This is a genomic window from Pseudomonas sp. PIC25 (genome assembly GCF_002286785.1).
In the GTDB taxonomy this organism is placed as follows: domain Bacteria; phylum Pseudomonadota; class Gammaproteobacteria; order Pseudomonadales; family Pseudomonadaceae; genus Pseudomonas_M.
In genome coordinates, this window is the sequence record NZ_MUJY01000057.1 from 49,076 (window position 1) to 67,021 (window position 17,946).

Consider the following 17,946-nt stretch of genomic DNA (forward strand, 5'->3'; position numbering starts at 1 on the left):
CACGCACCTCGGAGGAGATGTGGCCAGTGTGCGGCGTCGTGCTATTGGCGACAATGACAATAAACCCACAAATATTGCCATTTCCGCTCAGGGCGGCGTAATTCGCTCCTGGTAGGCTTGTTCACGGGCCTCCTGCAGGCGCTCCCGCAGGTATTGATCGCGACTGAGCCCGCCGGGGACCTGCTGCATGGCGAGAACTTCCTCGACGATTCGTTTTTCCTCGGTCTTGTAGCGTGCGAAGTTCGCATCGGGCGATCGCTCCGCCTCGCGTGCCGCACTGCGTGCCTTGTAGCGGGCGGTCATGGCGGCGGCCCTGGCTTTTTGTTCCGCCTCGTCTAGTCCGCTGGCCTGGATGAGGCCAATCTGGAGCAGCAGGGCTTCGCTGAGTGCCAATTCGCCGCGCTCCTCGTAGCGGTCGATTTCCCTGGAAAGATTTTTGGCTTGCCGCGCTCTCTCCGTGGCGGAGAGGTCGGCGGCCCGGTTGGTGAAGCGTCGATAGTCGTTGCGGAAGACAAGACGCTCCTGCTGCTGCGCCAGCATCACGGAATCGAGGATGGCGCCGGACCGTCGCGATGCAACGGGCTGTTCCGGTAGCGGTGTCGATATTGGATCGCTGCCAGTGACGGTCGATTGAGAGGCCGGGGGCGAGTCGTCGCCTGGCGTCAGCCAGAGCATGGAGGCCAGGCCGCCAGTTAGGGCGAGAAGCGTTCCGAACGCAACGGGAGTCCAGCGAGGCATGGGACACCTGGGGAGCGATGCTGACCTTTCACAGGGTAGACGATGGCCAGAATAAAGAAGCCCGGCGCCAGGGCCGGGCTTCTTTGGGGCGGTGGAATTACAGCAGGCGTTTGCCGTTCTCGCGGGTGACGATGACCGTCGCCGCGCGCGGACGCTTGCCGGGGCCATCCGGCCAGGTGCTCAGCAGGTTGGAGGGGGTGGAACCTTCGCCGGGATGTTGGATGTTCACGAACAGCGTCTTGAAGTCCGGAGTCGCGGTGATGCCGGTCACCTCACAACCCGACGGGCCGACCAGGAAGCGCTTCAGTTCGCCGGTGCGCGGGTCGGCCACCAACATCTGGTTGTTACCGAACGGACCCGAGCTGAGCTGGCTGCCGCTCATGTCGGTCTGGATCCACAGGCGGCCGTCTTCGTCGAACCACAAACCGTCCGGGCTGGCCAGGATGTTGTCGGCATTCAGCGGCTGGCCGTTCGGGCCACGGCTGTCGGACGTCGGACCGGCAAGCAGGAAGAGGTTCCAGGCGAAGCGGGTGCCGGCATGGTCGCGGCTCAGTTCGCGCCAGCGGATGATGTGGCCATAGGCGTTGGCGGCACGCGGGTTGGCCGCATCCGCCGTGGTACGTGAACTGTTATTGGTCAGGGTGAAGTAGATTTCCCCGGTGTCTGGATGGGCGGCGCCCCATTCCGGGCGGTCCATCTTGGTGGCGCCGACGACATCGGCGGCCAGACGGGTATTGATCAGCACTTCGCCCTGGTCGGCGAAGCTCACGCCAGCGGCGGCGCAGGCGGCCTGGAACGCCGGATCGTCGATGTCCAGGGCCAGCCAGTCGCCACTGCCATCGGCATTGAAGCGGGCGACGTAGAGGGTGCCCTCGTCGAGCAGGCGGCTATTGGCGCGGCTGCCGGGACGGAACTTGCCACGGCTGACGTACTTGTAGATGTACTCGTTCTGTGAGTCGTCACCCGAATAGCAGACCACGCGCTTACCCGGACGGGTCGGGGCGAAAACCAGTCCTTCGTGGGCGAAGCGGCCCAGAGCGGTGTGCTTGACCGGCGTCGAGTCCGGGTTGAATGGATCGATCTCGACGATCCAGCCGAAGTGGTTCGGTTCATTGCGGTAGTCACCGGTGGCGTCCGCCGCCTTGCGGGTGGCGTCGAAGCGTTCGAACTCGTCGCCGGCAAGGGTATCCCAGCCGAAGCGGCTGGTATTGCGCAGACCATAGCGGCTCAGTTCGCGCGGCAGCGTGGTGTCCTGGGTGGCGAAGTAGCCGGCCCAGTTCTCTTCGCAGGTCAGGTAGGTGCCCCAAGGGGTATAGCCGTTGGCGCAGTTGTTCTGGGTGCCCCGAGTGGCGGTGCCGTCCGGGCTGTAGCGGGTGCGCATGAGCGCGTGGCCGCGCGCCGGGCCGCGGATCTGCATCGGCGTGGCCGCGGTGATACGGCGGTTGCGTGCGCTCGGCAGGACTTCCCATTCACCCTGCTGGTTGCGGCGGATTTCTACCACCGAGACGCCATGGGCGTTGATCTCCTTGCGGACTTCCTCGGCGCTGGTGCGCTTGCCGTTGACCACGGTCGGACCGTTGGGGTGCAGCAGATTGACGTCGATGTACTCGTGGTTGAGCACCAGCAGGCCATGGTCGCTGCGACGGCCATAGCCCCACTGGGCGTCGATGGGGAAGAAGTGCATGCCGTCATGGTGCATGCCGGTCTGTTCTGCCTGGTCCTGGGCGCTGTTGCTGGCGTCTTCCAGGAACGCCGGGTAGCGGCCTGTGATCGGGGTGCCCCACGGAATGAAAGCCGTAGCCTTGTAGCCTTGCGGAACCGTGATGGTGTCGGCGCGGGTCACCGGCACCGGTGTGAAGGGCAGGCGCGAACGGGGCTTGAAGATACCCAGGCCTTGTGTGGTGGCTTGGGCCGCCTCGCTACTGCCGGGCAGGCTGACGCCGAGGAAGGCGAGAGCACCGAGCGCGGCACCACCGGCCAATACCTGACGGCGGCCGAGGCCTTCGATCAATTCATTGATATGCGGGTTCTGCGAGTGGTTGCTGGGCAACTCATCGCCGTTGCCGAACAGCACGGCGTTCTCGTTATCGCGGTTCAAGGCGAGGCTCCTTCTTCTGTGAGGCGAATCGACGGAGCCATGACGCTAACCAGCGGACACGACAAAACCATGACAGGGAGTGTGATCGATTGCACGGTTTCGAGGTGGCCATTATTTGGCCGTCATGCTGCATGGAGCAGTCTTTCTGCCGGAAATGCAAAGCCCCGGCCGAGGCCGGGGCTTGCAGTCTGGCGGTCTCGGTCGGAGCCGAGCGAACCGGTTCTTAGTGGAACTGGTTCATGGTGTTGTCTTTACCGCTCGCCTTCAGAGCTGCTTCGCCAGCGAAGTACTCCTTGTGGTTGTCGCCGATGTCGGAGCCAGCCATATTCTGGTGCTTGACGCAGGCGATACCCTGGCGCAGTTCCTGACGCTGCACGCCCTTCACGTAGGCCAGCATGCCCTGGTCGGCGAAGTAACCCTTGGCCAGGTTGTCGGTGGACAGCGCGGCGGTGTGGTAGGTCGGCAGGGTAATCAGGTGGTGGAAGATACCGGCCTGAGCGGAACCGTCACGCTGGAAGGTGCGGATGCGCTCGTCGGCTTCCTTGGCCAGGTCGGTTTCGTCGTACTCGACGCTCATCAGCTGGGCGCGGTCGTAGGCGGAAACGTCCTTGCCGGCAGCAGCCCAGGCATCGAACACCTGCTGACGGAAGTTCAGCGTCCAGTTGAAGGACGGGCTGTTGTTGTACACCAGCTTGGCGTTCGGGATGACCTCACGGATGCGGTCGACCATGCCCTTGATCTGGCCCACGTGCGGTTTCTCGGTTTCGATCCACAGCAGGTCGGCGCCGTTCTGCAGGCTGGTGATGCAGTCCAGGACGCAGCGGTCTTCGCCGGTGCCCTTGCGGAACTGGAACAGGCCGGAAGCCAGGCGCTTCGGCTTGAGCAGCTTGCCGTTGGCCTTGACCACCACGTCGCCGTTGGCGATGTCGGCGGCGGATTCGACGTAATCGCCATCGAGGAAGCTGTTGTACAGGTCGCCCAGGTCGCCCGGCTCCTTGGTCACGGCGATCTGCTTGGTCAGGCCGGCACCCAGGGAGTCGGTACGGGCAACGATGACGCCATCGTCAACGCCCAGCTCGAGGAAGGCGTAGCGAACGGCATTGATCTTGGCGAGGAAGTCTTCGTGCGGAACGGTCACTTTGCCATCCTGGTGGCCGCACTGCTTCTCATCGGAAACCTGGTTTTCGATTTGGATGCAGCAGGCACCGGCTTCGATCATCTTCTTGGCCAGCAGGTAGGTGGCCTCGGCGTTGCCGAAACCGGCGTCGATGTCGGCGATGATCGGTACGACGTGGGTTTCGAAGTTGTCGATCTGGCTCAGCAGGTCGGCTTCCTTGGCCTTGTCGCCTTCGGCGCGGGCCTTGTCCAGGGCGGTGAAGAGCAGGTCCAGTTCGCGGGCGTCGGCTTGGCGCAGGAAGGTGTACAGCTCTTCGATCAGACCGGAAACGGCAGTCTTCTCGTGCATGGATTGATCCGGCAGCGGGCCGAAGTCAGAGCGCAGCGCGGCGACCATCCAGCCGGACAGGTAGAGGTAGCGCTTGTTGGTGGTCTTCAGGTGCTTCTTGATGGAGATCAGCTTCTGCTGACCGATGAAGCCGTGCCAGCAGCCCAGGGACTGGGTGTAGACGGAAGAGTCGGCATCATACTCGGCCATGTCTTTGCGCATGATGGCCGCAGTGTATTTGGCGATGTCCAGGCCGGTCTTGAAGCGGTTCTGGATGCGCATGCGAGCGGCGTATTCCGGGTTGATAGCGCCCCAGCTGCTGCCATTTTTCTCTTTCAGGGCGGCAACGGCCTTGATCTCGTTTTGATATGCGGACATGGTCAATCCTTCAAAGTTTGAGTTTGGTTGAGCACTGACTTTCCCACCCAAAACCTACGTGCTGGAGCTCGCTCTGGGGCGTCACGCCGCAGAAAACGTCGAAGTATTGACCGGAGGAGTGAAGCTGGAGAGGAGGGGTGTTTCGAGACGAACAGTTCGGAGACTGGGCGCAGGATGCGGACGCTAGCCGGCTCGTGGATGCCGCTGGGCGAGCGCTGATGCTGTGCCTGTCGTTCTCGCTGATACGTTGATCGCTTCCCCGTCCCTCAGGACAACTTCGTTCCAGTCGCAACCTCGTCGAACCGCCTTGTGGGCTGTTAGGACACGGACCGCCCCGAATGGTGTTACGGGTGCGATCTGGGGACCCTTTAGAGGTCCCTGGCTAGCGGGAGCGAGGCCATGATGCGCTTCAAACAAGTGTTCGTCAAACGTTTTGTAGTGTTTTTTTATCACTACTACATGGTGCTTTAGTAGGAAACCGATCGGTCAGAAAATACACCTTCAGTCGAGGGTCTCGACTTTCAGGCGGAGGGTCATATCGTTGCGTCCCTGGGTGCTGTGACGGCGGACGAAGCCGCTCTGGTCGGCCTGGCTGCTTTCATTGACGCCGCCCAGGGTTATCCATTCACCGAGCCGGCCGCTGACGCGGGTATCGGTGCTCTGGATGTCGATGGCGCCCGGCATGTTCTGGCTCAAGCGATCGCGGTTGCTGCTGATGCTCACATGGACGATATCGCCGGTGAGGCTGGCGGTGACATAGAAGCCCTGGGTGACGTTGCGGTAGTGCGTTTCCTGGTAAACCTGACCGTACGGTCCGACGCTGGTAGAGGTGAGGGGAACGCTCTGGCCGATCTGGATCAGCGCCGGGTAGCCCTCGGTCGCCTGGACCTGCTGGGTACCTCCGCTGCGGCTGTCGGTGCTGCGGCGGATGATGCGTACCTGATCGCGGCCGTTGACTTCTCCGCGCCCGCTGTCGATGCGCACGCCACCGCTGCTGATGCTGCCGTCGACAGCATAGCCACGGTCGTCCTGGTAGTTGGAGTCGCTGGTATCCACGGTGATCAGCAGGCGCCGTGGTTGGGTATCCAATTGGGAAAGGAGATCGCGAAGCTCTTGGATTTTGGTGGGCGATGCGTTGACGATCAGTTGATTGCCGTAAGCCGTCACCTTGCCTTCGCCACCCAGCACGGACTGGACCACCGGCATGACGTCTTCGGCCGTCCGGTAGTTGAGCGGGATGACCTCCGTCGCAGCCTGCAATGGCAGGCAGACGGCGAGCAGTAGGGCAGCGAACAGCGCGCGTGGCGTCATAGCAGGAAGCTCCGTAGATCGGGATCGGTAATGCTGGTATCCCAGGCTTGGTTGAACTGCGCCTGACGTAGACGGACCCGCCCGGGGTCGTTGTACAGCGCATAGCCGGCGTACTGGTCGAGTTGCGGTCGCAGCAAGAGGCCGCGATCGTCGATCAGCAGGTAGGCGGACTCCTCCGTGGGGTAGTCCGGATGGAGTTTGCGAATCTGGCAGTTGCTCGGCAGTCTTCGTGCCAGGGTGATCAGGCGATGACCATCCTTCACGGCTCGGGTTGTATCGCGGACCAGTATGCGCAGGCGATTTCTCGGATGGGCCAGGAGAAAGCGGGTACAGGCGTCCTGGATACTGCTGTGGTGATAGAGCCAGGGTTCCAGGTCGTCGCTGTACAGGTTGATGCTGCGTTGTGCCTGGCTCAGCAGGGCCAGAGCATGGGCCCTGGCTTCATGGGGTTGGGCGAAACGTTCCAGCGAGCCGTGACGCCCCAGCAAGAAGGGCGCGGATTCCCATGCCTCGGCTTCCGGCAGATCGGGTTGCGGATTGTGTACGGCGAAGCGCCCCGGCGACTGGAATTCGATGGCCGGAAGCTCGGCTTCCTCGGGCAGGTCGGTTCCTTGCGGGGCGTCTTCGTTCATGGGGTCTCAGGCGCTTTCGCGCAACATATCCACATGGGGGATGCCGGCTTCGAGGAATTCGTCGCTGACGATTCGGAAGCCGTGCTTTTCGTAGAACGGCGTGGCGTGGACCTGGGCGCTCAGCCGTTGCTCCTTCAGCCCTTGGCGTTCGGCTTCGGCGATCACTGCGCGCAGCAGTGCGTCGCCGACTTTCAAGCCGCGCCAGTCCTTAAGCACGGCGACCCGGCCGATGTGGCCGTCCGGCAGCAGGCGGGCGGTACCGATGGCGTAATCGCCTTCGAAGGCCAGGAAGTGCACCGCGTTGGCGTCGTCGGAGTCCCATTCCAGCTCCGGCGGGACCGCTTGCTCGGCGATGAAGACGGTCTCGCGGATACGGCGGAGATCGGCAATATCCTTCTGCCAGCTGGCGACGCGGACATGGATATCACTCATCGGCAAACTCCAGGCTACCTTGCTTGACCAGTTCCCAGAGAAGATTACGCCCATCCTCGTCGGCCAGCCATTGGCCGAGATTATCCAGATGCAACGCATCGGCCGAGCAGATCGACTTCAACAATTCGCGCAAATGGTTCGGCAGCAGTCGGCTCTGACCGCTGGCGAACAGCAGCAGGCCGATGTCCACTTCGCTCCAGGCCAGACGTGCGCTGGGGTTGCGCACCAGGACAGCGCCGTCTTCCAGGGTCTGGACGAAATCGTCCAGTTGCAATTCCTCACCCGCGACCAGTTCGGGATAGCGCGGCTCGGTCATGAACTGGCCGAACCAGGTGAGCAGCAGTCGCTCGTCGCTCATGTGCTCCTGCAGCAATGCCTTCAGACGGTCCAGTGCGTCGCGCTGAATCTGGTGCGGGTCTCCGCTCGGCTCGATTCCGGCATCGCTGTAGCGATCTTCATCCGGCAGGAACTGGGCGAGGAAGTCGGTGAAATGGGTCAGCACTTCGGCGGCGCTGGGAGCGCGGAAGCCGACCGAGTAGGTCATGCAGTCGTCCACCGCGATCCCCAGGTGTGCCAGGCGTGGCGGGAGGTAAAGCATGTCGCCGGGCTCCAGCACCCATTCGTCGGTGCCCTGGAAGTCCGAGAGAATGCGCAGGTCCGAGTGCTCCAGAAGCGGGCTGTCGGCATCGCACATCTGGCCGATCCGCCAGTGGCGACGACCGTGGGCCTGGAGCAGGAACACGTCGTAATTGTCATAGTGCGGGCCGACACCACCACCTGGTGCGGCGAAACTGATCATGACGTCATCGATGCGCCAGCTCGGCAGGAAACGGAAATGTTCCAGTAGTTCGGCGACTTCGGGAACGAACTGGTCGACTGCCTGTACCAGCAATGTCCATTCGCGCTCCGGCAGTTGGCTGAAGGTGTCTTCGGCGAACGGGCCGCGGCGCAATTCCCACGGGCGCTCGCCATGCTCGATGACCAGTCGCGATTCGACTTCTTCCTCAAGGGAGAGGCCGGCCAGCTCGTCCGGTGTGATCAGGCTTTCGAAACCGGGCAGGGCCTGGCGGATCAGGAGGGGTTTCTGTTGCCAGTAGTCGCGCAGGAATTCGCGGGCTGTCAGGCCGCCGAGAAGTTGCAGTGGAGTATCAGGATTCATGGCTAAGCCCTTGAAATAAAAACGCCCGGCACAGCCGGGCGTGCAAAAGAGAGATATCGATCAGATACGTTTGGCCTGAGCGGCGGCGTTACCGATGTAGCTGGCCGGTGTCAGTTTGTGCAGCTCGGCCTTGGCGGCAGCCGGAATATCCAGGCCATCGATGAAGGCTTTCAGGGCTTCGGGGCTGATGCCCTTGCCACGTGTCAGTTCCTTCAGCTTCTCGTAGGGGTTCTCGATGGCGTAGCGGCGCATCACGGTTTGGATCGGCTCGGCGAGGACTTCCCAGCAGGCGTCCAAGTCTTCAGCGATTCGTTGAGCATTCAGTTCCAACTTACTGATTCCTTTAAGCGTTGCCTCGTAGGCAATGACGCTATGGGCAAAGCCTACGCCGAGGTTGCGCAGGACGGTGGAATCGGTCAGGTCGCGCTGCCAGCGGGAGATCGGCAGCTTGCTGGCCAAGTGTTGGAACAACGCATTGGCGATGCCCAGGTTGCCTTCGGAGTTTTCGAAGTCGATCGGGTTGACCTTATGCGGCATGGTCGAAGAGCCGATCTCGCCTGCGACGGTCTTCTGCTTGAAGTAGCCGAGGGAGATATAGCCCCACACATCGCGATCGAAGTCGATCAGGATGGTGTTGAAGCGGGCGATGGCATCGAACAGCTCGGCAATGTAGTCGTGCGGCTCGATCTGGGTGGTGTAGGGGTTCCAGGTCAGACCCAGGTCGCCTTCGATGAATTCGCGGGCATTGGCTTCCCAGTCAATGTCCGGGTAGGCCGAAAGATGGGCGTTGTAGTTGCCAACGGCACCGTTGATCTTGCCCAGCAGCGGCACGGTGGCGACTTGGGTGATCTGGCGCTCCAGGCGGTAGACCACGTTGGCCAATTCCTTGCCCAGGGTGGTCGGAGAGGCCGGTTGGCCGTGGGTGCGCGAAAGCATCGGTACATCGGCGAAGCGCACGGCCAGTTCGCGAATGGCACCGGCGATCTGGCGCATCAGCGGTAGCAGGACATTATCGCGGCCTTCGCGGAGCATCAGGGCGTGGGACAGGTTATTGATGTCTTCGGAGGTGCAGGCGAAGTGGATGAATTCGCTGACCTTGGCCAGTTCCGGCAGCGTGGCGACTTGCTCTTTGAGCAGGTACTCGACGGCCTTGACGTCGTGGTTGGTGGTGCGTTCGATTTCCTTGACGCGCTCGGCATGCTCCAGTTGGAAATCGTCGGCCAGGCTGTTCAGCAAGGCATTGGCTTCGGCGGAGAAAGGTGCGACTTCAGGAATGCCTACATGGGTGGCGAGGCGCTGGAGCCAACGGACTTCCACCATGACACGGAAGCGGACCAGGCCAAATTCGCTGAAGATCGGGCGCAGAGCGCTGGTTTTGCCGGCATAGCGGCCATCGACGGGGGAAACCGCGGTGAGCGAAGAGAGCTGCATGGGGGCGTTCTCGGGCATCGGGCAACGAAAAGGGCGCATATCATACACGAATTCGACGCCCGGGCCGCGGCGAGGTTGGCGTCCGTCAGCGTATCCGTCGGGGAATCGCGATCAGGCTGGCGGAGAAAATCAGCGTCGCGCCGATCATCGAGAGCAGTTCCGGGGTTTCTCCCCAGCGCAGCCAGGCGATGATGCCGGCGAAGACGATGGCCAGATAGGCGACCGGGCCGATCATGCCAGGTGGTGCAAGGCTGTATGCCTTGGTCATGACGATCTGGCTGCTGGTGGCAAGCAGGCCGGCGACGAGCAGTAATCCCAATTCGTGGCTGTCGAGAGGTTGCCAGGCCCAGCTCAAGGGGATGGCCGAGATCAGCGCGCTGAACAGCGAGAAGTAAAAGACCATGCGGTAGGCGGGCTCGGTGTCGCTCATTTCCCGGATGGAAACGAACGCCAGCGCGGCCAGCACGCTCGCAGCCATACCGACCAGGGCCTGGCCACCGAACAGCGCGGTAGACGGCCTGCAAATCAGCAGTACGCCGGCGAGACCGATACTCGTGGCGATCAATATGCGTCGGTTGATCGGCTCTTTAAGCCAAAGCCAGGCGATGACTGGCGTGAACACCGGAGCCGAGTAGGTGAAAAGCATCGCATCTGCCAGGGGCAGGTGAGCGATGGCATAGAAGAAACAGTACATCGCCGCAAGGCCGAAGGTGGTCCGCCACAGATGCGATTTCAGGCGGCTCGTTCTCAGCGGCCGAATGCCGCGCAGCAGGATCAGCGGAACGAAAAACAGTACGCCAACGAGATTGCGGAAGAACACCACGGACTCGTTGCCGATGGTGCTTGATGCTTCGCGGATGGCGACACCCATCAGAGAAAAGAGCAAGGCTGAGAGAGCCAGCAGCAGCGCCCCTTGCACGGGGCGGACGGAGCGGCTGGTCGGCTCGCTCATCAGCCGCGAAGTAGCGGGTAGAGATTCGTCAGCAGCTTGCGCCGGCTGAAGACCAGTTGCCAGCGGTTGCCGCCCAGTTGGCGCCAGAGGCGGGCGGAGCGAATGCCGGCCAGGAGCAGGGCGCGGATTTTCGCCGCATTGCCGGCCTGTTGCAGGTAGCGCATGTCGCCATGGACCTGGATGCGCTGGCGAAAGGTGCTCAGCGTGTCCTGGTAAAGTCCGCCGCAGGCCGCGATCACGTTCTCGTGGGTCAGTCCGAAATGCTGCACTTGCTGCTGGATCTGATCGAGCCGGCTGCCGATCACTTGCAGCATGTCGTCGCGCTTGGCCAATTGCCGCTCCAGGCCGAGCAGGCCCAGTGCGTAGCGCAGAGGTTCACGCTGCAAGCTGGTCGGGTCGCGCTCCAGCGCACTGGCCAGGGCGCGGTAACCCTCACGCAGGTTGAGGTCGTCTCCGCCGTAGACCTCAAGGGTGTCCTTAGGGTCGCGTACCAGCAGGCTGCCAAGCATGCAGCCCAGGGCCGCTTCGCTGATCTGGCCGGTCTTGGCGACCTTGTCCACCAGCGCGGCGGCGTTGAACACCGCGCCGAGCGCCACCAGTTGTTCCTGGATCGGGGTCATGGACGGCGAACCTCGTCATCCCACGGCGTGGCCGTTTCGATCACGCCGCCACCCAGGCATACCTCTCCGTCGTAGAACACTACGGACTGGCCCGGAGTAACGGCTCGCTGTGGCTCGTCGAAGATCGCACGATAGCCGTCGACGGTTCGCTCCAGCGTGCAGGCCTGGTCGCTCTGGCGGTAGCGCACTTTCGCCGTCAGGCGGCGCGGACTGCTCAGGTCCACCGGGTTTACCCAGAAAATCCCGGATGCCGACAGTGCCCGGGAGAACAGCCAAGGGTGTTCGTTGCCCTGGCCGACTACCAGGACATTTCGAGTGACATCCTTGGCCAGCACATACCAGGGTTCATCGCTGGCATCCTTCATGCCGCCGATGCCGAGGCCCTGGCGCTGACCAATGGTGTGGTACATCAGACCGTGATGGCGGCCGATGACTTCGCCGTCCGTGGTTTCGATGTCACCGGGTTGGGCGGGCAAATATTGCTTGAGGAAGTCGCTGAAGCGGCGCTCACCGATGAAGCAGATACCAGTGGAGTCCTTTTTCTTCGCGGTGGCCAGGCCATAACGTTCGGCGATGGCGCGGACCTCGGGTTTTTCCAGTTCGCCGACCGGGAACAGTGTGCGGGCGATCTGTTCGCCGCCGACGGCGTGAAGGAAGTAGCTCTGGTCCTTGTTCGGGTCTAGCCCTTTGAGGAGTTCGGTGCGGCCATCGATGTCGCGCCGGCGCACATAATGGCCGGTCGCGATCAGATCGGCGCCCAGCATCAGTGCATAGTCGAGGAAGGCCTTGAACTTGATCTCGCGGTTGCAAAGGATGTCCGGGTTCGGTGTGCGTCCGGCCTTGTATTCCGCGAGGAAATGTTCGAAGACGTTATCCCAGTACTCGGCTGCGAAGTTGGCGGTGTGCAGCTTGATGCCGATCTTGTCGCAGACGGCCTGTGCGTCGGCCAGGTCTTCCTTGGCGGTGCAGTATTCGGTGCCGTCATCCTCTTCCCAGTTCTTCATGAACAGGCCTTCCACCTGGTACCCCTGCTCGAGCAGCAGGAGGGCGGAAACGGACGAGTCCACACCGCCGGACATGCCGACGATGACGCGGGTTTGAGCTGGATCGTACATAGGTCTGAATGCTGACTGCATGAAAAGGCGCCGATTCTATCAGGGCCGGGGCCGTGAGAGCGACTCAGGCGGAATCCCGGATCAGTTCCAGCGGGTAGCGCTCCTTGGCGAGGTAGTCATCGATACAGCGCAGCACCAGCTCGCTTCGCCAGCGCTCCGGTTGCGCGGCGAGTTCCTCGCGGGTAAGCCAGCGCGGGCCGATGATGCCGTCATCCAATGGATGATCCTGGCGCTGGCGTAGCGGGCGGGCCGCGAAGCAGACACGCTGATAGGTCACGCCATTGCTGGGGGCGGTGTACAGGTAGATTCCGGTAACTGCGGTCAGCTCCACATCCCAGCCGGTTTCTTCGAGGGTTTCGCGCAAGGCCGCCTGTGTGAGACTTTCGTCGGCTTCCAAATGGCCGGCAGGCTGGTTAAATACGGCGCGCCCATCGGCGACTTCCTCGACCAGAAGAAAGCGGCCTTGGTCTTCCACCACGGTGGCAACTGTGACATGGGGGGTAAAGCGCATAGGTTTCTCCGTCTGAGTGTCGCCATGTTACCTACCTCCATGAGGGAAGGGGCAATCCAGGGCTGAGCTGCTAGGATGAAGGGCGCCTCACTCAGGTATGTAGCATTCGTGTGGCTGTGACTACATGTTTGCGGAAGCACTGTGCGGGAAGGGCTAGCGTCTGTTTCCCGCTACGGCGGGTAATGGAAAATGCGTGACTTTCTGTAGAAAAACTACAAGAATGGCCCGCCTTTCCGAGACCCAAAGATCCATCTGCTGCGCCATCCGCGTGGCAGGATGTCAGACCACGAAAAACAACGGAGTCCAGCATGGGATACCAAAAGATCCAGGTGCCTGCGAGCGGTGACAAAATCACCGTTAATGCCGACATGTCCCTGAACGTGCCGAACAACCCGATCATCCCGTTCATCGAGGGTGACGGCATCGGTGTCGATATCAGCCCGGTAATGATCAAGGTGGTGGATGCCGCCGTCGAGAAAGCCTACGGTGGCGAGCGCAAGATCGCCTGGATGGAAGTCTACGCCGGCGAGAAAGCGACCCAGGTATACGACCAGGACACTTGGCTGCCGAAAGAAACCCTCGAAGCGGTGCGTGACTATGTCGTCTCCATCAAGGGCCCGCTGACCACCCCGGTCGGTGGTGGCATCCGCTCGCTGAACGTGGCCTTGCGCCAGGAGCTGGATCTCTACGTCTGCCTGCGTCCGGTGCGTTGGTTCGAAGGCGTGCCCAGCCCGGTGAAGAAGCCCGGCGACGTGGACATGGTGATCTTCCGCGAGAACTCTGAGGACATCTACGCAGGCGTCGAGTGGAAGGCCGGTACTCCGGAAGCCGAGAAGATCATCAAGTTCCTCACCGAGGAAATGGGTGTCAAGAAGATCCGCTTCACCGACATGTGCGGTATCGGCATCAAGCCGGTTTCCGAGGCCGGTACCAAGCGTCTGGTTCGCAAGGCCCTGCAGTACGCCGTGGACAATGATCGCAGCTCCGTGACCATCGTTCACAAGGGCAACATTATGAAGTTCACCGAAGGTGCCTTCAAAGAGTGGGGCTATGAAATCGCCCGCGACGAGTTCGGCGCCGAGCTGCTGGACGGTGGCCCGTGGATGCAGTTCAAGAACCCGAAGACCGGCAAGAACATCGTGGTCAAGGACGTGATCGCCGACGCCATGCTGCAGCAGATTCTGCTGCGTCCGGCTGAGTACGACGTGATCGCCACCCTCAACCTGAACGGCGACTACCTGTCCGACGCCCTGGCGGCCGAGGTGGGTGGTATCGGTATCGCTCCGGGGGCCAACCTGTCCGATTCCGTGGCCATGTTCGAGGCCACGCACGGTACTGCACCGAAGTATGCCGGTCAGGACAAGGTCAACCCGGGCTCTGTCATCCTTTCTGCCGAGATGATGCTGCGCCACATGGGCTGGGGCGAAGCCGCTGACCTGATCATCAAGGGCATGAACGGTGCCATCGGTGCGAAGACTGTGACCTACGACTTCGAGCGTCTGATGGAGGGCGCCAAGCTGATGTCCTGCTCCGAGTTCGGCGACGCCATGATCTCGCACATGTGAGCCGATAAGCGGTAACAAAAAGGCCGGTCGAATGACCGGCCTTTTCAATTTGAGCGATCTCCGGTCTAGGCTTCGACCGGGTTGCTCTGGGTCTGGCTACTGGCCACTGCGGGTGCGGCTTCATCGGCAGTCGCATTGACGGCGCAGATGTTGATAGCGTGCAGGCCCTTCGGACCTTGCAGGATATCGAAACGCACGAGTTGACCGGCTTTAAGGGTTTTGTAGCCGTCCATTTGGATTGCCGAGTAGTGGGCGAATAGGTCCTCATCTCGGCCGTCAGCCAGGATGAATCCATAGCCCTTGGCGTTGTTGAACCACTTGACCTTACCGCTGAGCATGCTGATATCCCTCTGCAAGGACTCCATCATGGAGTATCATCCACTTCGACTCCGCGCGCCGACTCATGTCGACAAATGCGGAACCCCTGGTACCCGCCTAAGTGGGTATCCTCTGTTTGTAACACTGTTTTGCCGATAGTCAAGACAATGCTGCGTCTGGCTGAGAAGCCGGTCAAAATCCCTCTAAGCAGCCGTGTTCATCCAACCAGAAGCTTTTTTCCAGCATGCGTGCAAGCAGTCAGATTCGACTAACATTCAATCAGGACCGTCCCGATACGCATGAGGACGACTCCTCCGGCCTGGCCGTACAGGAAGCTAAGCCGACGTTGCAGGCGCCGCCGATGTACAAGGTGGTAATGTTCAACGATGACTACACACCCATGGATTTCGTGGTTGAGGTGCTCGAGGTGTTTTTCAACCTGAATCGGGAGCTGGCCACCAAGATCATGTTGACCGTCCATACCGAGGGGCGGGCGGTGTGCGGAGTATTTACCCGCGATATCGCCGAGACCAAGGCCATGCAGGTCAACCAATACGCCAGGGAAAGCCAGCATCCGCTACTCTGTGAGATCGAGAAGGACGGTTAACGCCGACCGCTTGGGTATGAGGTGAAGCTATGTTGAACCGTGAGCTCGAAGTCACCCTCAATCTTGCCTTCAAGGAGGCTCGCTCCAAGCGCCATGAATTCATGACGGTTGAGCATCTCCTGCTGGCCCTGCTGGACAACGAGGCCGCTGCAACTGTTCTGCGCGCCTGCGGGTCCAATCTGGAGAAGCTGCGGCGCGATTTGCAGGAGTTCATCGATTCCACCACGCCGTTGATTCCGCAGCACGACGAGGATCGCGAGACCCAGCCGACCTTGGGTTTCCAGCGGGTTCTGCAGCGGGCGGTCTTCCACGTGCAGAGTTCCGGTAAGCGCGAGGTAACTGGTGCCAACGTGCTGGTGGCGATTTTCAGCGAGCAGGAGAGCCAGGCGGTCTTCCTGCTCAAGCAGCAGAGTGTGGCCCGCATCGATGTCGTCAACTACATCGCTCACGGTATTTCCAAGGTGCCAGGCCATAACGAGCAACCCGACAATGAGGATATGCAGGACGAAGAGGGTGGCGAAGCCTCCTCTGCCGGCCATCCTCTGGATGCTTACGCCAGTAACCTGAACGAGTTGGCCAGGCAGGGGCGCATCGATCCACTGGTCGGGCGTGAGTCCGAGGTGGAGCGTGTCGCGCAGATTCTGGCGCGTCGTCGCAAGAACAATCCGCTGCTGGTCGGCGAGGCCGGGGTCGGTAAAACAGCCATTGCTGAAGGACTCGCCAAGCGGATCGTCGATGGTCAGGTGCCTGACCTGCTGTCCGATAGCGTGGTTTATTCGCTCGACCTCGGTGCTCTATTGGCGGGAACTAAATACCGCGGCGACTTCGAGAAACGCTTCAAGGCGCTGCTCAACGAGCTGCGCAAACGGCCTCATGCGATTCTCTTCATCGACGAAATCCACACCATCATCGGTGCCGGTGCGGCCTCGGGTGGAGTGATGGATGCGTCGAACCTGCTCAAGCCGCTGCTTTCCTCCGGCGAGATCCGCTGCATCGGCTCGACCACCTTCCAGGAATTCCGCGGCATCTTCGAGAAGGATCGCGCCCTGGCTCGACGCTTCCAGAAGGTTGACGTGACCGAGCCGTCGGTCGATGACACCTATGGAATCCTCAAAGGGCTGAAAGCCCGCTTCGAGCAGCATCATCACATCGAGTACAGCGACGAGGCGTTGCGTGCGGCTGCTGAGCTGGCTGCCCGTTACATCAATGATCGCCACATGCCGGACAAGGCGATCGATGTGATCGACGAGGCTGGTGCCTATCAGCGCCTGCAGCCTGAAGACAAGCGCCTGAAGCGCATCGAGGTGGCCCAGGTCGAGGATATTGTGGCGAAGATTGCCCGAATTCCCCCGAAACACGTCAACAGCTCGGACAAAGAGCTGCTGCGTAACCTAGAGCGCGACCTGAAGCTGACGGTATTCGGCCAGGATGCGGCTATCGATTCGCTGGCCACGGCCATCAAGCTGTCTCGCGCTGGCCTCAAGGCACCGGACAAACCTGTGGGCTCCTTCCTCTTCGCCGGTCCGACCGGTGTCGGTAAGACGGAGGCGGCACGGCAACTCGCCAAGGCGCTGGGGATCGAATTGATCCGCTTCGATATGTCCGAGTATATGGAGCGGCATACGGTGTCTCGTCTGATCGGGGCTCCGCCCGGGTACGTAGGGTTCGACCAAGGTGGCCTGCTGACCGAGGCGATCACCAAGATGCCGCACTGCGTGCTGCTACTGGACGAGATCGAGAAGGCACACCCGGAAGTCTTCAACCTGCTATTGCAAGTGATGGACCATGGCACCCTGACCGATAACAACGGGCGCAAGGCGGACTTCCGCAACGTCATCCTGATCATGACCACCAATGCCGGGGCGGAGACGGCTGCGCGGGCGTCCATCGGTTTCACTCAGCAGGATCACTCCTCGGATGCGATGGAGGTGATCAAGAAGAGCTTCACGCCGGAATTCCGCAACCGCCTGGATACCATCATCCAGTTCGGCCGATTGGGCCACGAAGTGATCAAGAGCATTGTCGACAAGTTCCTCACCGAGCTGCAGGCGCAGCTGGAGGATAAGCGCGTACAGCTTGACGTCACCGATGCGGCGCGCGGCTGGCTGGCGGAGCGGGGTTACGATGTGCAGATGGGCGCTCGCCCGATGGCTCGCCTGATCCAAGACAAGATCAAACGCCCGCTGGCCGAAGAAATCCTGTTCGGCGAATTGGCCGAGCATGGTGGCATCGTGCACATCGATATCAAGGATGGCGAGCTGAGCTTCGACTACGAAACGACCGCCGAACTGGCTTAATTCACTCAGGCAGGTGGCAAAACGAAAACGCCCGGCAATGCCGGGCGTTTTCCATTCGACTCGCTTAGCGGGCGCGATAGGTAATGCGGCCCTTGCTCAGGTCATAGGGCGTCAGTTCGACGCGGACCTTGTCGCCAGTAAGGATGCGAATGTAGTTCTTGCGCATTTTGCCGGAGATATGCGCGGTAACGACGTGCCCGTTTTCCAACTCCACACGGAACATGGTGTTGGGCAGGGTGTCGACGACAGTGCCTTCCATTTCGAAGCTGTCTTCTTTCGACATGCAGTAAAGCCCTCGGTCTCGAATGAATGGCCCGGTGCGAACTGGCCCCAGGCGA

General features: G+C 61.4%; 17 protein-coding genes. 3 read left to right on the plus strand and 14 right to left on the minus strand.

Annotated features, from left to right (window positions below):
• Window positions 1–87 precede the first annotated feature (87 nt).
• The 12 genes from BZL41_RS06310 to BZL41_RS06365 all read right to left on the minus strand — a co-directional run bounded on the left by BZL41_RS06310 (window position 88) and on the right by BZL41_RS06365 (window position 12,821).
• The gene (locus tag BZL41_RS06310) at window positions 88–675 is read right to left on the minus strand and encodes a hypothetical protein (RefSeq protein WP_256578089.1); all 588 of its coding nucleotides are present in this window, start codon (window positions 673–675) and stop codon (window positions 88–90) included.
• A 160-nt stretch (window positions 676–835) separates the two neighbouring features.
• A complete protein-coding gene (locus BZL41_RS06315; RefSeq protein WP_095598498.1) occupies window positions 836–2,836 on the minus strand; it encodes a PhoX family phosphatase in 2,001 nt (666 codons plus the stop codon).
• A gap of 223 nt (window positions 2,837–3,059) precedes the next feature.
• Window positions 3,060–4,658 (minus strand): isocitrate lyase, encoded by a 1,599-nt coding sequence (locus BZL41_RS06320; RefSeq protein ID WP_095598499.1) that lies wholly within the window; start codon window positions 4,656–4,658, stop codon window positions 3,060–3,062.
• Between the two features lie 501 nt (window positions 4,659–5,159).
• Complete coding sequence (locus BZL41_RS06325) at window positions 5,160–5,969, minus strand: secretin N-terminal domain-containing protein (protein WP_095598500.1); 810 nt, start codon at window positions 5,967–5,969, stop codon at window positions 5,160–5,162.
• The gene (locus tag BZL41_RS06330; protein WP_095598501.1) at window positions 5,966–6,601 is read right to left on the minus strand and encodes a histone acetyltransferase HPA2; all 636 of its coding nucleotides are present in this window, start codon (window positions 6,599–6,601) and stop codon (window positions 5,966–5,968) included. The genes BZL41_RS06325 and BZL41_RS06330 overlap by 4 nt, the downstream gene beginning before the upstream one ends.
• Before the next feature lie 6 nt (window positions 6,602–6,607).
• Window positions 6,608–7,033 (minus strand): GNAT family N-acetyltransferase, encoded by a 426-nt coding sequence (locus BZL41_RS06335; protein WP_095598502.1) that lies wholly within the window; start codon window positions 7,031–7,033, stop codon window positions 6,608–6,610.
• Window positions 7,026–8,192 carry a cupin domain-containing protein gene (locus BZL41_RS06340; protein WP_095598503.1) on the minus strand — a complete coding sequence of 389 codons (1,167 nt, stop codon included), beginning with the start codon at window positions 8,190–8,192 and terminating at the stop codon, window positions 7,026–7,028. The genes BZL41_RS06335 and BZL41_RS06340 overlap by 8 nt, the downstream gene beginning before the upstream one ends.
• Window positions 8,193–8,252: 60 nt before the next feature.
• On the minus strand, window positions 8,253–9,623 hold the full coding sequence (purB, locus tag BZL41_RS06345) for an adenylosuccinate lyase (RefSeq protein WP_095598504.1): 1,371 nt from the start codon (window positions 9,621–9,623) through the stop codon (window positions 8,253–8,255).
• Between the two features lie 85 nt (window positions 9,624–9,708).
• Window positions 9,709–10,575 (minus strand): DMT family transporter, encoded by an 867-nt coding sequence (locus tag BZL41_RS06350; RefSeq protein WP_095598505.1) that lies wholly within the window; start codon window positions 10,573–10,575, stop codon window positions 9,709–9,711.
• Entirely contained in the window at window positions 10,575–11,195 is a 621-nt protein-coding gene (gene hflD / locus BZL41_RS06355; RefSeq protein WP_095598506.1) for a high frequency lysogenization protein HflD, read from the minus strand. The genes BZL41_RS06350 and hflD overlap by 1 nt, the downstream gene beginning before the upstream one ends.
• Window positions 11,192–12,310 carry a tRNA 2-thiouridine(34) synthase MnmA gene (gene mnmA / locus BZL41_RS06360; protein ID WP_095598507.1) on the minus strand — a complete coding sequence of 373 codons (1,119 nt, stop codon included), beginning with the start codon at window positions 12,308–12,310 and terminating at the stop codon, window positions 11,192–11,194. Before mnmA ends, hflD begins: the two co-directional genes overlap by 4 nt.
• A gap of 64 nt (window positions 12,311–12,374) precedes the next feature.
• A complete protein-coding gene (locus BZL41_RS06365; protein ID WP_095598508.1) occupies window positions 12,375–12,821 on the minus strand; it encodes an NUDIX hydrolase in 447 nt (148 codons plus the stop codon).
• Between the two features lie 308 nt (window positions 12,822–13,129).
• On the opposite strand from BZL41_RS06365, the gene icd reads away from it, so the two are divergent.
• On the plus strand, window positions 13,130–14,386 hold the full coding sequence (icd, locus tag BZL41_RS06370; protein WP_095598509.1) for an NADP-dependent isocitrate dehydrogenase: 1,257 nt from the start codon (window positions 13,130–13,132) through the stop codon (window positions 14,384–14,386).
• 65 nt (window positions 14,387–14,451) lie between these two features.
• Here icd and cspD read toward each other — a convergent pair whose 3' ends face one another.
• Complete coding sequence (gene cspD, locus BZL41_RS06375; protein WP_084335334.1) at window positions 14,452–14,724, minus strand: cold shock domain-containing protein CspD; 273 nt, start codon at window positions 14,722–14,724, stop codon at window positions 14,452–14,454.
• Window positions 14,725–14,948: 224 nt separating this feature from the next.
• On the opposite strand from cspD, the gene clpS reads away from it, so the two are divergent.
• Both clpS and clpA read left to right on the plus strand, forming a co-directional pair.
• Window positions 14,949–15,311, plus strand: a complete 363-nt coding sequence (clpS, locus tag BZL41_RS06380; protein WP_084335245.1) for an ATP-dependent Clp protease adapter ClpS — start codon at window positions 14,949–14,951, stop codon at window positions 15,309–15,311.
• A 29-nt stretch (window positions 15,312–15,340) separates the two neighbouring features.
• The gene (gene clpA, locus BZL41_RS06385) at window positions 15,341–17,608 is read left to right on the plus strand and encodes an ATP-dependent Clp protease ATP-binding subunit ClpA (RefSeq protein WP_095598510.1); all 2,268 of its coding nucleotides are present in this window, start codon (window positions 15,341–15,343) and stop codon (window positions 17,606–17,608) included.
• Between the two features lie 64 nt (window positions 17,609–17,672).
• On the opposite strand, the gene infA is transcribed toward clpA, so the two are convergent.
• Window positions 17,673–17,891 carry a translation initiation factor IF-1 gene (gene infA / locus BZL41_RS06390; protein WP_002553999.1) on the minus strand — a complete coding sequence of 73 codons (219 nt, stop codon included), beginning with the start codon at window positions 17,889–17,891 and terminating at the stop codon, window positions 17,673–17,675.
• Between the last annotated feature and the right edge of the window lie 55 nt (window positions 17,892–17,946).

Coding starts and splice junctions, on each gene's coding strand:
- BZL41_RS06310 (WP_256578089.1), bottom strand. CDS start 675: ATGCTCTGGCTGACGCCAGGCGACGACTCGCCCCCGGCCTCTCAATCG.
- BZL41_RS06320 (WP_095598499.1), bottom strand. CDS start 4,658: ATGTCCGCATATCAAAACGAGATCAAGGCCGTTGCCGCCCTGAAAGAG.
- BZL41_RS06325 (WP_095598500.1), bottom strand. CDS start 5,969: ATGACGCCACGCGCGCTGTTCGCTGCCCTACTGCTCGCCGTCTGCCTG.
- BZL41_RS06330 (WP_095598501.1), bottom strand. CDS start 6,601: ATGAACGAAGACGCCCCGCAAGGAACCGACCTGCCCGAGGAAGCCGAG.
- BZL41_RS06335 (WP_095598502.1), bottom strand. CDS start 7,033: ATGAGTGATATCCATGTCCGCGTCGCCAGCTGGCAGAAGGATATTGCC.
- BZL41_RS06340 (WP_095598503.1), bottom strand. CDS start 8,192: ATGAATCCTGATACTCCACTGCAACTTCTCGGCGGCCTGACAGCCCGC.
- purB (WP_095598504.1), bottom strand. CDS start 9,623: ATGCAGCTCTCTTCGCTCACCGCGGTTTCCCCCGTCGATGGCCGCTAT.
- BZL41_RS06350 (WP_095598505.1), bottom strand. CDS start 10,575: ATGAGCGAGCCGACCAGCCGCTCCGTCCGCCCCGTGCAAGGGGCGCTG.
- hflD (WP_095598506.1), bottom strand. CDS start 11,195: ATGACCCCGATCCAGGAACAACTGGTGGCGCTCGGCGCGGTGTTCAAC.
- mnmA (WP_095598507.1), bottom strand. CDS start 12,310: ATGTACGATCCAGCTCAAACCCGCGTCATCGTCGGCATGTCCGGCGGT.
- BZL41_RS06365 (WP_095598508.1), bottom strand. CDS start 12,821: ATGCGCTTTACCCCCCATGTCACAGTTGCCACCGTGGTGGAAGACCAA.
- icd (WP_095598509.1), top strand. CDS start 13,130: ATGGGATACCAAAAGATCCAGGTGCCTGCGAGCGGTGACAAAATCACC.
- cspD (WP_084335334.1), bottom strand. CDS start 14,724: ATGCTCAGCGGTAAGGTCAAGTGGTTCAACAACGCCAAGGGCTATGGA.
- clpS (WP_084335245.1), top strand. CDS start 14,949: ATGCGTGCAAGCAGTCAGATTCGACTAACATTCAATCAGGACCGTCCC.
- clpA (WP_095598510.1), top strand. CDS start 15,341: ATGTTGAACCGTGAGCTCGAAGTCACCCTCAATCTTGCCTTCAAGGAG.
- infA (WP_002553999.1), bottom strand. CDS start 17,891: ATGTCGAAAGAAGACAGCTTCGAAATGGAAGGCACTGTCGTCGACACC.